The 13,856-nt window shown below is 39.7% G+C and carries 15 protein-coding genes; 4 read left to right on the forward strand and 11 right to left on the reverse strand.

The annotated features are described in order from the left end of the window. Nucleotides 1-419: 419 nt before the first annotated feature. Nucleotides 420-1,598 carry a tryptophan synthase subunit beta gene (gene trpB / locus VB083_RS07010; protein WP_213695321.1) on the forward strand — a complete coding sequence of 393 codons (1,179 nt, stop codon included), beginning with the start codon at nucleotides 420-422 and terminating at the stop codon, nucleotides 1,596-1,598. 47 nt (nucleotides 1,599-1,645) lie between these two features. Here trpB and VB083_RS07015 read toward each other — a convergent pair whose 3' ends face one another. Then, nucleotides 1,646-2,545, reverse strand: a complete 900-nt coding sequence (locus VB083_RS07015; protein WP_213699692.1) for a LysR family transcriptional regulator — start codon at nucleotides 2,543-2,545, stop codon at nucleotides 1,646-1,648. Between the two features lie 124 nt (nucleotides 2,546-2,669). On the opposite strand from VB083_RS07015, the gene VB083_RS07020 reads away from it, so the two are divergent. Then, nucleotides 2,670-3,608: a YeiH family protein gene (locus VB083_RS07020; protein ID WP_323401903.1), complete on the forward strand. Its 939-nt coding sequence runs from the start codon at nucleotides 2,670-2,672 to the stop codon at nucleotides 3,606-3,608. 184 nt (nucleotides 3,609-3,792) lie between these two features. Here VB083_RS07020 and VB083_RS07025 read toward each other — a convergent pair whose 3' ends face one another. The 3 genes from VB083_RS07025 to VB083_RS07035 are packed head-to-tail and all read right to left on the reverse strand — an operon-like array spanning nucleotide 3,793 to nucleotide 5,670. Continuing rightward, complete coding sequence (locus VB083_RS07025; RefSeq protein WP_213691162.1) at nucleotides 3,793-4,575, reverse strand: ADP-ribosylglycohydrolase family protein; 783 nt, start codon at nucleotides 4,573-4,575, stop codon at nucleotides 3,793-3,795. Between the two features lie 45 nt (nucleotides 4,576-4,620). After that, on the reverse strand, nucleotides 4,621-5,151 hold the full coding sequence (locus VB083_RS07030) for a DUF6691 family protein (protein WP_213695324.1): 531 nt from the start codon (nucleotides 5,149-5,151) through the stop codon (nucleotides 4,621-4,623). A 3-nt stretch (nucleotides 5,152-5,154) separates the two neighbouring features. Continuing rightward, nucleotides 5,155-5,670 (reverse strand): YeeE/YedE thiosulfate transporter family protein, encoded by a 516-nt coding sequence (locus VB083_RS07035; RefSeq protein WP_213691164.1) that lies wholly within the window; start codon nucleotides 5,668-5,670, stop codon nucleotides 5,155-5,157. Nucleotides 5,671-5,822: 152 nt separating this feature from the next. On the opposite strand from VB083_RS07035, the gene VB083_RS07040 reads away from it, so the two are divergent. Next, complete coding sequence (locus tag VB083_RS07040; RefSeq protein ID WP_213691165.1) at nucleotides 5,823-6,857, forward strand: homoserine dehydrogenase; 1,035 nt, start codon at nucleotides 5,823-5,825, stop codon at nucleotides 6,855-6,857. A 54-nt stretch (nucleotides 6,858-6,911) separates the two neighbouring features. Here VB083_RS07040 and VB083_RS07045 read toward each other — a convergent pair whose 3' ends face one another. The 7 genes from VB083_RS07045 to VB083_RS07075 are packed head-to-tail and all read right to left on the reverse strand — an operon-like array spanning nucleotide 6,912 to nucleotide 12,859. Beyond that, nucleotides 6,912-8,114 (reverse strand): pyridoxal phosphate-dependent aminotransferase, encoded by a 1,203-nt coding sequence (locus tag VB083_RS07045; RefSeq protein WP_213691166.1) that lies wholly within the window; start codon nucleotides 8,112-8,114, stop codon nucleotides 6,912-6,914. A gap of 15 nt (nucleotides 8,115-8,129) precedes the next feature. Next, nucleotides 8,130-8,330, reverse strand: coding sequence for a 4Fe-4S dicluster domain-containing protein (locus VB083_RS07050; protein ID WP_213691167.1), 201 nt, complete (start codon nucleotides 8,328-8,330; stop codon nucleotides 8,130-8,132). Nucleotides 8,331-8,335: 5 nt separating this feature from the next. Next, the gene (gene sucD, locus VB083_RS07055; protein WP_323401904.1) at nucleotides 8,336-9,202 is read right to left on the reverse strand and encodes a succinate--CoA ligase subunit alpha; all 867 of its coding nucleotides are present in this window, start codon (nucleotides 9,200-9,202) and stop codon (nucleotides 8,336-8,338) included. Nucleotide 9,203: 1 nt separating this feature from the next. Beyond that, nucleotides 9,204-10,337 (reverse strand): succinate--CoA ligase subunit beta, encoded by a 1,134-nt coding sequence (locus VB083_RS07060; protein WP_213691169.1) that lies wholly within the window; start codon nucleotides 10,335-10,337, stop codon nucleotides 9,204-9,206. A gap of 4 nt (nucleotides 10,338-10,341) precedes the next feature. After that, on the reverse strand, nucleotides 10,342-10,890 hold the full coding sequence (locus tag VB083_RS07065) for a 2-oxoacid:acceptor oxidoreductase family protein (protein ID WP_213691170.1): 549 nt from the start codon (nucleotides 10,888-10,890) through the stop codon (nucleotides 10,342-10,344). Beyond that, nucleotides 10,887-11,702: a thiamine pyrophosphate-dependent enzyme gene (locus VB083_RS07070; RefSeq protein WP_213691171.1), complete on the reverse strand. Its 816-nt coding sequence runs from the start codon at nucleotides 11,700-11,702 to the stop codon at nucleotides 10,887-10,889. Before VB083_RS07070 ends, VB083_RS07065 begins: the two co-directional genes overlap by 4 nt. Further along, nucleotides 11,702-12,859 carry a 2-oxoacid:acceptor oxidoreductase subunit alpha gene (locus VB083_RS07075; protein ID WP_213691172.1) on the reverse strand — a complete coding sequence of 386 codons (1,158 nt, stop codon included), beginning with the start codon at nucleotides 12,857-12,859 and terminating at the stop codon, nucleotides 11,702-11,704. Before VB083_RS07075 ends, VB083_RS07070 begins: the two co-directional genes overlap by 1 nt. Before the next feature lie 229 nt (nucleotides 12,860-13,088). Here VB083_RS07075 and VB083_RS07080 point away from each other — a divergent pair, with 229 nt between their 5' ends. Further along, nucleotides 13,089-13,766, forward strand: coding sequence for a GntR family transcriptional regulator (locus VB083_RS07080; protein ID WP_213691173.1), 678 nt, complete (start codon nucleotides 13,089-13,091; stop codon nucleotides 13,764-13,766). Nucleotides 13,767-13,856 lie beyond the last annotated feature (90 nt).

A 13,856-nucleotide genomic window follows, 5' to 3' on the forward strand; every position in this document is an offset into this window, starting at 1 on the left:
ATGTCATGGCGGGTTTACCTCCTATATCCTTTATTTTGGTTGTTTGAGCAACACCAGTATAAAGGAGAGGTGCCCGCCTTTTTCATTATCTCTTTCACTTTACCTAAGTAAACGGAACGAAACTCTGGCCCATCTACAAATAGGTTAGTTATGCATCTTGACAGAATACTGCTTCTATTGCTAGAGTAACTATATGAAAAATTACGCTGATTATCTCACATGTACAAATACAATAACAATGTTCTGGTGGTGGCGCAGATAGCGCCGCCGCAGATTTTACCTGTATTTTTAGGGCTGCGGGGCCAAACCGCAGCCCTTTTTCTTTAATTTTAATTCAACGTAAAGAAAAAGGGTTTCTCTCCATAAGCGAGGGAAACCCTTTTTTTATTCAAACTAAAAAATACAAGGAGGAAATACTCATGACTACAAAGGGGAAAAAAGGATATTTTGGAGAATACGGAGGAAGTTTTGTACCTCAAGCACTACAGATCCGCCTTGATGAACTGGAAAAGGCTTACGATGAAGCAAAAAGCGACCCCTCTTTTAAAGAGGAATTTATGAGCCTTCTCAAAGAATACGTTGGCAGGCCTTCTGCTCTTACAGAATGTAAGAATATTTCTCACTATTTTGGTGGCGGACGTCTCTTCCTTAAGCGCGAAGACTTAAACCATACCGGTGCTCATAAAATTAATAACGCCATAGGACAAGCACTCCTCGCAAAAAGAATGGGCAAAACGGAACTCATAGCTGAAACAGGTGCAGGCATGCATGGAACAGCAAGTGCCACCGTAGCAGCATTAATGGGTATGAAATGCACCGTCTACATGGGTGCTCTTGACGTTGCAAGACAGGCACCTAATGTAGCTCGAATGAAAGTTCTGGGAACAGAAGTAATTGCTGTTGAAGACGGACAAAAAGCATTAAAAGAAGCTGTCGATGCAGCACTAAAAGCCTTTGCTGAAAATCCGGAAACCTTTTACCTTTTAGGGTCCGCTGTCGGCCCCCATCCCTATCCAACTATCGTTCGCGATTTTCAGAGTATTATTGGCAAAGAAGCTCGCTCTCAATTTATTGAACGTGAACAAAATCTGCCCGATTACGCTGTAGCTTGTGTAGGTGGAGGAAGTAACGCCATTGGCCTTTTCGCTGGTTTCCTAAACGATCGGGAAGTAAAAATCGTAGGAGTAGAACCTGCAGGGAAAGGCTTGGCTACAGGAGAACATGCAGCCACACTCTCAGCTGGACACCCCAGTGTCATTCATGGCTTTAAAAGCTATGTTCTTTCGGATGATCAGGGAGAACCCGCAGAAGTTTACTCTATCTCCGCAGGATTGGACTATCCCGGAGTAGGGCCAGAGCATGCATATTTAAAAGATAGCGGTCGTGTATCTTATACATCAGTAACAGATCAGGAAGCAATAAATGCCTTTAAACTTCTCTCTAGAAAAGAAGGGATTATTCCTGCTCTTGAAAGTTCACATGCTCTCGCATATGCTTTTAAATTACTTCCTACTCTTTCAAAAGATCAAACTGTGCTCGTTAACCTCTCAGGCAGAGGTGATAAAGATATGGATACTATACTTCCTCTCATCGAGTGAAAGTGAGGGAAGCGACATACAGTAAGAGTACGTCGCTTCCCTCTTTATTAGTTTATAGAAGAAGCTAATGAACGTAACCAACGCAACATATAGAGAAATAATCTGCTTCTATACTGTTCTGGCAAAGTAATTATTCTAAACCAACGAGAGATACATTCATCAGTATGTATTTCTGCGAGATGTCCCTCAAGTAACTCTTTCTCAACAGCTAGTTTTGAGAGACAACTCATGCCCATTCCTGCTTCTACAACTCTCTTAATCGCTTCAGTATGACCTATCTCCTGCACATGGTGAAAACTTAAATTTTTACGTGAAAGAACCGCTTCAAACGTACTCAGTGTTCCAGAACCCCTTTCTCGTAACACCCATGGTTCTTCCTGCATTTCTTGCATAGGAACAAATTTTCTGCAAGCAAAAGGATGTTCAGGAGAAGCTATAATCACCAATTCATCTTTTACCCACTCTTCCTCTTCTATATCTCTTTGTGCCACAAGTCCTTCTACCAGCCCGATATCCAAAACGCCCTCGGAAAGAAGATCGGCTATCTCTCGCGTGTTTCCTACATTCAAACTAATTTTTACCAACGGATGTTCATCACAAAACTGTTTTAAACGAGTGGGGAAAAAATAATTACCAATAGTCGTACTACAGCCAATTTTAAGTTCCCCCATCAGATTTTCTTTATCGTTGTTGGCAACATCCATAAAATCTTTCATCAGGGCCAGAATATATTCTGCCTTGGGAAGCAGAAACCGTCCTCTATCATTTAAAGATAACCCTCTCCCTACTCTATAAAAAACAGAACCACCTAAAATTTCTTCAAACTCTCTCAGAGCCATGCTCGCTGCTGACTGACTAATATATAGATTTTTTGCTGCCTTCGTCATACTTTCACTTTTTGCTACTGAAACAAAAATTTCAAGTTGCCTGAGAGTCACAGAATCCATAAGAAACTCCCCTATCTATCAATTTTATTGATAGAAAATATCATAATTATAAGCTGGAATCAATAATCAATTCAAACTATAGTGTTGAGACATCAATTTGAAATATAAAGGAGCTATCGTTATTATGTTAATTCTTCAATCACCATTCTTTTGGATTATCTTGGGAATATTTCTCTCACTAGTCTCGCATTCTCCTGCTCTTGCTCTGTGTGTCGGAAGCATTATTGCTCTGACCTGTGGAAATCCATTGAAACAACTCACAGGAAAACTTGCGAAATACTTATTACAATTTGCGGTGATTCTTTTCGGCTTTGGCTTACATCTTCGTGTTATTCTTAAGGTAGGTTATACATCTCTTGGCATTACGTTCCTTAGCATTACAACAACAATGCTCTTGGGATGGCTATTCGGAAAGCTTTACAAAGTCGAAAGGGATACTTCTTTTCTCATAAGCAGTGGAACTGCTATTTGCGGAGGCAGCGCCATAGCCGCGATGTCTTCTGCCATTGGAGCGTCCCAAGGTCAAACAGCAGTTGCGATGGCTGTTGTGTTTCTTCTTAATGGTGTCGCTCTTTTAGTCTTTCCGTATGCTGGACATCTTATGAATTTATCCCAAACAGATTTCGGTATTTGGGCAGCACTTGCTATTCATGACACAAGTAGTGTTGTAGGAGCTTCTGCTATTTATGGAGCTCAAGCCTTAGCTATTGGAACAACAATTAAACTAACTCGTGCTCTTTGGATTCTTCCCCTTTCATTCATTGCCACGAAACTTAATAGAAGCAAAAACAAGGCAACCATTCCTTGGTTTCTCTTTGGTTTTCTTCTGGCAGCACTCGTACGGTCGCTTCTTCCTCATATGGAAGAAAGTTGGAATATCCTTGCTATATGTGGGAAAAAACTTATGGTAGGAACACTTTTTTTTGTAGGTGCAGGCTTAACAAGGGAAGAATTGCATAAAATTGGCAAAGGGGCTTTATTAAAAGCTGTAACTTTGTGGGTTACTATTTCTATACTTTCACTTACAATTATAAAAATGGGATTTGTCCACCTTAATATATAAAAACCGGGTCTTTATTGACCCGGTTCAAAAATCTCTCTTATAACTTTTGAGCTTGCCCTACCATCATACTCAGCAAAATCATAACTAAAAAACTTGTCAGAACGAGCAGCATAGACATAAAAATCACCTCTTATACTCTACATAAACACTATACTTAATACCATACAGGGTACAGGCACTTATGTCAATGCTTTTTTTCAAATTCATTAATAATTTGATACAACTCTTGCGTCAAGATTCGTTGACTCCTTTCTTTTATTTCCTGAGGAACAGGCCACACAGCTTCTGCCATTGATCCTGCCATACAGGCCTGTGTATCGGTATCCCCACCTAAAGAAACTGCTAAACGAACAGCATCTTCATAACTATTTGCTTCCAAAAATGCAATTATGGCTTCTGGAACAGAGCCCTGGCATGTTACATTAAATGTGTATGTAGCTTTTATATCTATAATTTTTCGACTTAGATCGTAACCAAACATGCGCTCTAGGTTTAAACGAATAGATTCTTTATTTTCACCATACCGTGCCATATAAATGGCTGCAGCAACAGCCTGAGCCCCTTTAATGCCTTCTGGATGACTATGGGTTATAGCGGCACTCTCTTGAGCTAGTTTTAAAACGATATCAATATCGTCAGAAACCCAGGCTACGGGACTAACACGCATAGCTGAGCCATTACCAAAACTATCAATAACAATAGAAGGATCACCATATCGCAGCCATTCCCTGAAACGTCCCCCATAACCTGCATGTGGATATTTTCTTCCCCATTTCATATATGCTCTCGAAAAATCTTTCCTATTTGCTTCTGTACCTTTTTCTAAAAGAGCCTCGGCCGTAGCGATCGTTAGAACTGTATCGTCTGTAAAACAAGATTTTCTATTAAAAAGTTCAAAGTTATAATTTTTTGTAGGACTCCACTCATAAATTGATCCTATAATGTCTCCAGCTACAGCTCCAATCAAGAATATTTCCTCCTTTTTTTAATTCATAACACTTCATTTTACCCTTTATAATCCTCGTCTTTCACTCCAATGGAAAAATAAAAGTGCACTTAAAACAAATATAGTAATAACAACCCAGTGATTCACTCCAAGTATTTGAGGAAGGGTAATCTTTCCCAAATTGCCCCACGTCAAAAGAGTACGCTCCATAAAAGGAAATGTTTCTGCATATAAAGCTGCTCCTACCAACATTCCTAAGATGCCCCAAAATGCATCAAGACGCCCTTCTCCTAATGCTCCCATAGCAGTTCCCGGGCAATATCCCAACAATCCCCAACCAATGCCGAAGAAAATACCTCCTGGAATAACCCCTCCAAGAATAGTAGGTTTTATCGATAGTTTCACCATATTGAGATCTAAAAGGAAGTATGTGCCAATCATTGCCACAACAATTGTAGAGAGCATAAATTTAAGAATGGTGAAGTCGAGCAGTCGAAGAGCCCCAAGCTGTTTATCGTAACGAATTACTTCAGACTTTTGAAGCAAAATACCGAAGATAATTCCTGTTACAAGTCCGAAAATAAGATCGGGTTTCATCCACTACTCCCCCTTCCCGTAAAGAATACGAGCAACAATCATGCCTGCCCCAAAGAAACAAACAAGAGCTATCAAACCACTTACTGCTAACTGAAGCGAACCGCTCAGTCCGTGTCCACTCGGTCAGCCATCGGCAAGTCGTGCCCCAAACATGGCAATTACTCCACCTATAAAAGCCGTTACTGCCCGAGGAAAAATGCGTACGCCAAAACGATCTTCCCAAGAATCAGGTGTCAACTGAATTCTGAACGTTCCAGAAATAAAAGAACTCATAAGAGCCCCTAAAAAAATACCTACAATAAACATAAGTTGCCAATCTATCTTGGGAGCATACTTCACAAGATACGCAACTTTCAGAAAATGCTCAGAGGCAAATACTTTTTCTACAAACCCTGTAGAACGAACGAAAGAAGTAGAGGCTCCGAAATACTTCCCAGTCAACCACGTAGAAACAACAGACAAAACGCCTGCTAAACTACCTGCTATATACGGGTTCATTGGTCTTATTCTTTGCCGCATTACTTTTCCTCCTTTCTCTGTCCTCATTGCATTAATACATTATAGTTTAAAAATAAAAAATTGTTCAATCATTATTTTAAAATGGCATAAAGAAAATTTCATCTTTTTATGTTAATCTTAAAAAGGTAAATTAAAAGTTTCGGAGGTTTATCATGCGTGCAGCTCTCGTGGGCTTTGGAGGCGTCGGAAAAGCTTTTGTTGAACTTTTAATTAAAAAGAAAAATTTCTTAAACAGCATTGGATTGACGCTTACTCTTAAGTCAGTAATAAAAAGTAAAGAAGGTATTTACAATCCTTCTGGAATAAACCTCGAGTGTCTTCTTGAACATGTAAATAACGGAAGTGCACTCGAAGATTTTCCTGCAGAAGGGACAAAAGAAGAAACTTTTGAAAGCCTTATTGCCAGACGCGATGTAGACCTGCTCATAGAAGTAACCCCAACCAACAATCTTACTGGAGAACCTGGGCTAACTCACATAAAAAGAGCTCTTCAGAGAAGCATTCATGTTGTAACAGCAAATAAAGGACCAGTCTTGCTCGCTTATAAAGAATTAAATGCTCTAGCTGCACAAAATTACGTTCAATTTGGAGTAGGATGCACCACAGGAGGGGCTTTGCCCACTATTTACGCTGGGTGTATCGACCTTGCCGGAGCAAAGATTTTATCTATAGAAGGAATTTTGAATGGCACTAGTAATTATATTTTAAGTGAAATGCAAGAAAGAAACTGCACCTATGACGAGGCTCTTGCTCATGCCCAAGAAATGGGTATAGCAGAAACAGATCCATCTCTTGATGTAGAGGGCTGGGACACGGCTACAAAGCTTGTTATTCTTACAAATATTCTTATGTGTAAGGAGTACAAATTAAAAGATGTTAGTGTAGAAGGAATAACGAAGGTTTCATTTAAAGATATAGATAATGCACGCCAAGAAGGAAAGCGCCTCAAACTTATAGGCAAAACACTAGGAGGATGTTCAGATCTTTCACTGAGTGTAAAAGTTGAGGCTCTGAATTCTGACCATCCCCTCTATAACGTAAATGGAACAAATAAAGCTGTTTGTTACAAGACTGATAGTCTTGGTGATTTAACACTCATAGGTGGTGCCTCTGGAACTATTCCTGCAGCTGCATCTATTCTTCGAGATATTATAAATATCCATAAAGGATATCAATTTGCACATTAAAAACATCAGGACGAAATGATTGCCCCGTCCTGATGTTTTTGAGTGGTTCGTCAGCTACTCAAGGTGAAACATGGCTTCTTCTATTCTATCGAGGCCTTCTCGTATTGTTTCTAGAGATTTAGCAAAAACAAAACGTACATACCCTTCATAGCCAAAGGCTACACCAGGAACAACTGCAACATGTGCCGCATTGAGGAAAAATTTAGCCACATCTCGATCGTTTTCTATTTTTTCACCCTGAAAACATTTTCCAAACATTTTTTTTACATTGGCAAAGATATAAAAAGCTCCATCAGGATTAACACATGATAACCCTTCGATAGAGTTTATTCTGCTTACAATATAATCCTTACGTTCTGCATATTTCTCAACCATAAAATCAATGTCGTTTTGCGGGCCAGAAAGCGCTTCCACAACAGCTTTTTGAGCTATAGAATTAACATTTCCAGTAAGATGTCCCTGAAGAGAGTTCATTCCCTTTATAATCTCTTTTGGACCAGCTGCGTATCCTACTCGCCAACCAGTCATTGCATATGTTTTTGAAACGCTATTAACGAGAACACACCAAGGTCGATACTTCTTATCCAAAGAAGCAGGGCTTGTATGTTCAGTCCCGTTATATAACAAATATTCGTAAACTTCGTCTGTGACAACAAATGTTCCTCTTGCAATGAGAAAATCCATTATTTTCCTCATCTCTTTTTCTTCAAAGACAGCTCCTGTAGGATTACACGGAGAATTAAGCACAAAAACTTTAACTTTGGGGTTCCAAACTTTTTTTACCTCTTCCAGACAAGGTCGAAATTTGTTTTCTTCCCGTGTCGGCATAAAGACAGGACGAGCACCAGTAAGCCGTATTTGATCTACATAACTTACGTAACAAGGGGTGGGAATTATCACTTCATCTCCTGGATCACATAACGTCGCAAAAGCTTCATAAAGAAGTTGTTTACCACCATTTCCAACAAGAATTTCGTTCACGTCGTAGTCAAGATTATTTCGACGTTTTAGTTTTTCTACCACGGCTTCACGAAGTTCCCAAATTCCTGGAACATCTGTATATTTTGTGAAACCTTCATCAATAGCTTTGATTGCAGCTTTTTTTATATAATCTGGAGTATCAAAATCTGGTTCACCTTGAGCAAAACTAATAATATCTATACCCTTACGTTTAAGACTATTGGCCAAAAAAGACGTCTCTTCCGTAGGTGATGGTTTAATTCCAGAGACAAGATTTGATAAAACTTTGCGTGCCATAAGTTTACCCTCCATCTATACTTCAATAAATAAAGCTAAATCAGGACACGTTTTTTCGCATACTTTGCATCCGACGCACCTTTCTGCATGAAGGGCTGTTACAACAGCAAAACCTTTACGATTTGTTTCTCCCGTAATTTCATAAACGTTAACGGGACAAGCATTGGCACAAAGTCCACATCCTTTACATAAATCTTTATCAATATGTATGGTCATAAATTTCACCTCAATGTACGTATAATCTCAACAACTTCTCTGGGACTTCGAGCAATATGCACTCCGGATTTTTCGAGAGATTCTATTTTAGAAGCAGCTGTACCTTTGTTTCCTCTTATAATTGCGCCAACGTGACCCAAAGATTTACCGACAGGAGCTGACCGCCCCACAATAAGAGAAACCACAGGTTTTGTTACATGTTTTGCAATAAATTCTGCTGCTTTTATCTCAGTTGTTCCGCCAATCTCTCCCAAGAGCAGTATTATTTCTGTTTCTGGATCTTCTTGAAAAAGCTCAACTATATCTTTTTGATTCATTCCCCAAATAGGTCCTCCGCCTAAAGCCACAACAGTAGATTGCCCAATACCAGCCTCAGTCAATGTTTTACCCATTTCGTAAGAAAGAGCGCCGCTCTTGGAAACTACCCCCACATATCCTTCTTTAAACATGCGAGCTGGATGTGCCCCCAATTTGCACTTCCCTGGAGCTATTAAGCCAGCAGCTCCAGGACCTATCACTTTAGTGTTGTGGGCAGAAGCATAACTTAAAATTTCAAGAACATCCTTTTGAGGAATTCCCTCCATTGTGAGAACAAGCAGTGGAATTGTACTATCTATAATTTCAAAAGCTGCATCTTTAGCAAAAGCAGGAGGAACAAAACTAATAGCTGCATCCACACCACATGTCAAAACAGCCTCTTCCACAAAATCAAAGACAGGCACATCGTAAACAGTCAAACCACCTTTACCAGGAGTAACTCCTGCTACCACACGGGTACCGTAGTCAATAAGTGTTTGAGTCTGAAGCGCTCCAGAACGACCAGTAATTCCTTGAATAAGAACCCTTGTCTCGGCATTAACAAGAATAGACATGTCATATTTCCTCCGCTGCCTTGACTGCACAAACAACTGCTTGCTCAAGGTCATCAAAAACAGGAAGGCCCGAGTCTCTCATCATTTTTCTGCCTTCTTCTTCCATTGTTCCGCATAATCTAACAAAAAACGGAATAGAAACAGTATGATCCTTTAGATATTGAATAATTCCTTCTGCCATTTCATCCATTCTGTTAAAACCACCAATGAGCACTACTAACAAACTTTTAATTTCTGTTTCTGATCGTGTAAAAACAGTCTCCATAGCTTTGTACATAACTTCAGGACTCGTTATTCCTCCCATCTCACAAAAATCTGCAGCGTCTCCACCAAAATCACGAATAAGGTCTAGAGAAAGCATTCCTGTTCCAGCTCCATCTGAAATAAGTCCGATATTGCCATCGAGAGAAACATATGTAATCGTTCCCTCATCCTTTTTTGTATTTTTGTCATCTGCTAGCATTTTTTGTTGTTCGAGAAGTTCTTGAAAAGTCCCTTTTTGCCTATATTTTGCGTCATCATCAAGATTGATTTTTGAATCGAGAGCAACGAGACCGGAAGGAGTTTTAACAAGAGGATTGATTTCTATCAGACTTGCATCATATTCCTTAAACAAGGCATACATCGCCTGTAAAACTTTACGCAATGTCTTGATTCCATCATCAAGCTTCAGGAAAGAAGCAACCTTACGGAAATGATAATCAGAAGGGCCAACCAGGGGATCAAATGGCAACTTAATAATTTTCTGGGGAGCTTCCTCAGCAATTTTTTCTATTTCCATCCCTCCTGCTGCACTTGCAACAATAAGAGGCCGCTTTAACTCTCCATCGACGACAAAAGAAAGATAAAATTCTTGCAAAATATCAATCTTCTCTTCCGCTAGAAGAGCCGTTACCTTTTCTCCCTTAAGATCAGCACCCAATAATCTTCGACCTTCTTGTTGTAATGAAACATTATCATTACATACGACTACGCCCCCAGCTTTTCCACGTCCACCAGAAAGAATCTGAGATTTTAAAACTAAGGGAGCATTCAGAGATTCTATCTCCTCGATAGAACGGACAAGGATTCTTTGTGGAACAGGGATACCACAGCGTACAAAAAGTTCTTTTCCCTGAAATTCATAGAGCTTCATTATTCTATTCCTCCGAATTTAGAGCAAATTGAACGCCAGCTTCTACAGCTTTTTTATTCAAATCCCAAAAACGAGGTTTTATGTTATCTTGTACTACTTCTAGCAGTTGCTCTTTCGTAAACAGATTTGTTTTCGTCTGAAGATATCCGAGTACCACCATATTGGCTGCCATCTTATTGCCTAAACCAATCGCAATCTCCGTTGCCGGAATCTTATAAACAGTGATTTGTGAACTAACTTTAGAAAGATCTGGAACAAGCTCACTATCGACAATAAGCAAACCATCAGTTTTGAGCCCTGTGATATATGTTTGAAAAGCTGTTTGAAAAAGCGCAACCAGAACATCATTTTTTTCTTGAATGGGAGTCCGAATCGGACTATCAGAGATAATCAATTCAGACTGGCACTGCCCTCCTCGTGCTTCTGATCCATAGGATTGTGTTTGCACTGCATAGAGTCCTCGCTTGGTAACAGCAGCTTCACCAAGAATAATGGCCGAAAGAATAATCCCCTGGCCACCATAGCCACATAGACGAATGCTTAAAGGCTTCATGCCTGCCCCCCCTCTCGATATACAGAACTCCCTTCAAAAATGGGACGTTTTTTATTAACGAATTCTCCCAAGATAGTTTTACCTTTCAGTTCTTCTGAACTCATACTTTCTGTTTGTTTAGAAGTAACACATATAGATCGAACCCAATCAAAAACTTTTTGGGGTTGTCCTGTATTCAAGGCATAACGTCCAAAGTGAGTTGGACATTGTGACAAAATTTCAAGAACCGAAAAACCTTCATGTAGAAGAGCCACTTTCATTAATTTATTCATAAGAGGCTGGAAAGGGGTCGCTGCTCGAGCAACATAACTTGCTCCAGCAGCTTCTGCTACTTTACATAAATCGAAAGGAGGTTCCCCACTCCCATAAGGAGTTGTCATTGTGATAGCCGCAGGAGGGGTCATAGGTGCAACTTGCCCGCCTGTCATAGCAAAATTAAAGTTATTGACAACAATCATCGTAACGTCAAGATTTCGCCGTGCTGCCTGAAGGAAATGATTACCACCTATTGCCGCAGCGTCACCATCTCCTGCAAATATAACAATCCTTGTCTGAGGTTTATGAAGTTTTATCCCAGTAGCCCATGCTAGAGTCCTTCCATGTACACCATGCAATACATCTGATTTAATATAGACTGGAATACGAGCAGTGCATCCTACTCCGCCTATGGCAACCATGGAATCTAAATCAATTTCAAGCTCGTCAACTACTTGTAAAAAAGTATTTAATATCTGACCACATCCACAACCTGGGCAGAACATATGAGGTAATTTCTCTTCTCGAACGTATTTTCGCAAAGGATTTTTTCGCATTATGCCCTGACCTCCTCTATGGCTGCCAATATTTCTTGCGGAGAATGAATAAGTCCCCTATTACGAGTAGCTCTTATTGTCTTACAGAGCCCTCCACATACTCGCTCTATTTCTCTTGCATACTTGCCCATATTCATCTCAACAGAAATAACAACACCTACGTTTTTGGCAACTTCCCGTATTGCTTCCTCTGGAACAGGCCAAACTGCATCAAGTTTAAGAACTCCTACTTTTATTCCCTTATCACGTGCAAGGTCCATTGCATCAAGACACGGCCTTACTTCACTTCCATAAGCTATAAGAGCTATGTCTGCATCACCCATGCCAAATTCTTGCGTCGTAGATATGACATGTCTGTTTTCCCAAATTTTCCCCGTTATTCTTTTATATAGTTTTTCAAAAACATCGGGATCCCAATCTATGCTTCCACTTTCATCATGGGGATTCAGAGAGTAGATCGTATGATACCCTTCTCCAAGTTCAGCAAAATCAGGAACACCAAAAGGGTCGGCTTTAAAAGGCATGAATTCTTCAGGGGAAGAGGTTGTTTTTTTCCGATGTACTATGGGAATCTCTGATAGAGCAGGAATAGAAAGCCGTTCTCTCATCAAAGCAATAGTTGTTTCAGACATAACCACTACAGGAGTACGATACTCCTCAGCTAAATTAAAAGCTCGAACAGTATAATCAAAAAGCTCTTGTACAGAAGAAGGGGCTAAAACAATCATTTCGTGATCGCCGCTAACTCCCCATCTCATTTGCATAACGTCAGCTTGCGTCGCAAAATTCTCTCCTCGACAACGTTGAACATCAACAATAACAATAGGAGCTTCAACAGCAATAGCATAGCCAATTCCTTCTTGCATATAATTGTAACCGGCACTTGCCGTTGCTGTCATAGCTTTGGCACCTGCCAGCGACGCTCCTGATATAGCGTAAATAGAACACAACTCATCTTCTCCTTGAAGAAAATGTCCCCCTAAAACAGGCAAACGTCGTGACATTCTCTCTGAAATTTCATTGGCCGGAGTAATTGGGTATCCGGCAAAGAAATTACATCCTGCAGCCAAGGCTCCTTCTACGCAGGCGTAATTGCCTAACATGAAGTGAACACCGGATAAAACTCTGCCTTCCTTGTTTTTATCAAAAGTTCCCATAGACAAAGCTCCTTTCACCTTGTTTTTACCGCTATACCTATTTTTAAGCTTTTAATTTCCGGAATATTCATATCATGTAAAATGCTTAATGTCAAATATATTACATACTTTACAGATAATATTTAAAACACTTTGCATTCTTTATTTCTTTGCACTTGACATTGCCGCTAAAAAAGACGAAAGTATTGGATAGTTCACGTAGTGAAATTAAATAGGAAGGATGAAGAGCATGGGCGTAAAAGTCTTTCAATCACTTGGAGACCAAGTTTTTGAAACTCTTAAAGAAAAAATCGTTAGCAACGAGTATAAACCAGGCGAACTCATGCAGATTGACAAATTAGCAAGTGAATTTGGAGTAAGTACCACTCCTGTTCGGGAAGCGCTACTTCGTTTAGAGGGTGTTGGGCTTGTATCCATCGAAAGAAACAAAGGTGCTATTGTTACACAAATAAGCAAAAATTTGGCCCAATATACATGGGAATTTCGCAGACTTCTTGAAGCTCATACATCAAGAGACACTGCAAGCCATTGCTCTGATGCTGAACTAGACTCTATAGAAAACACTTTAAAAATAGTACTCGAACATCCAAGCGACTTTGAATTGTATAAAAAGTCGGACTTAGCTATTCATGCCCTTTTATCAAAATATACGGCTAACTACCTCATTATCAACTCTCTTAACAACCTGAGCATAAATGCAAGAAGGATTCGCTACTTTGCTGAAGAAGGTCCATTCCCTGAAGAAATTATTGTTCCTGTAACTTACGAACATCTCTCAATCGTAGATGCATTAAAAACGCATAATCCAGACCTTGTAGAACAAAGAGTCAAATCTCACCTTCAAAATGCAGAAAAACGAACAATGAATTCCCTAGTTTTTCAAACAAAGAAAGATACTGAAGAATAACTTTTTAACTTAGATTATGTGGATATGGGAGAAGATTTCTTCTCCCATATTTTTTTAATATTGAAAATATGTAAAATGCAAAATATTTTT

This window comes from Aminobacterium sp., from assembly GCF_034926885.1.
GTDB lineage: Bacteria > Synergistota > Synergistia > Synergistales > Aminobacteriaceae > Aminobacterium.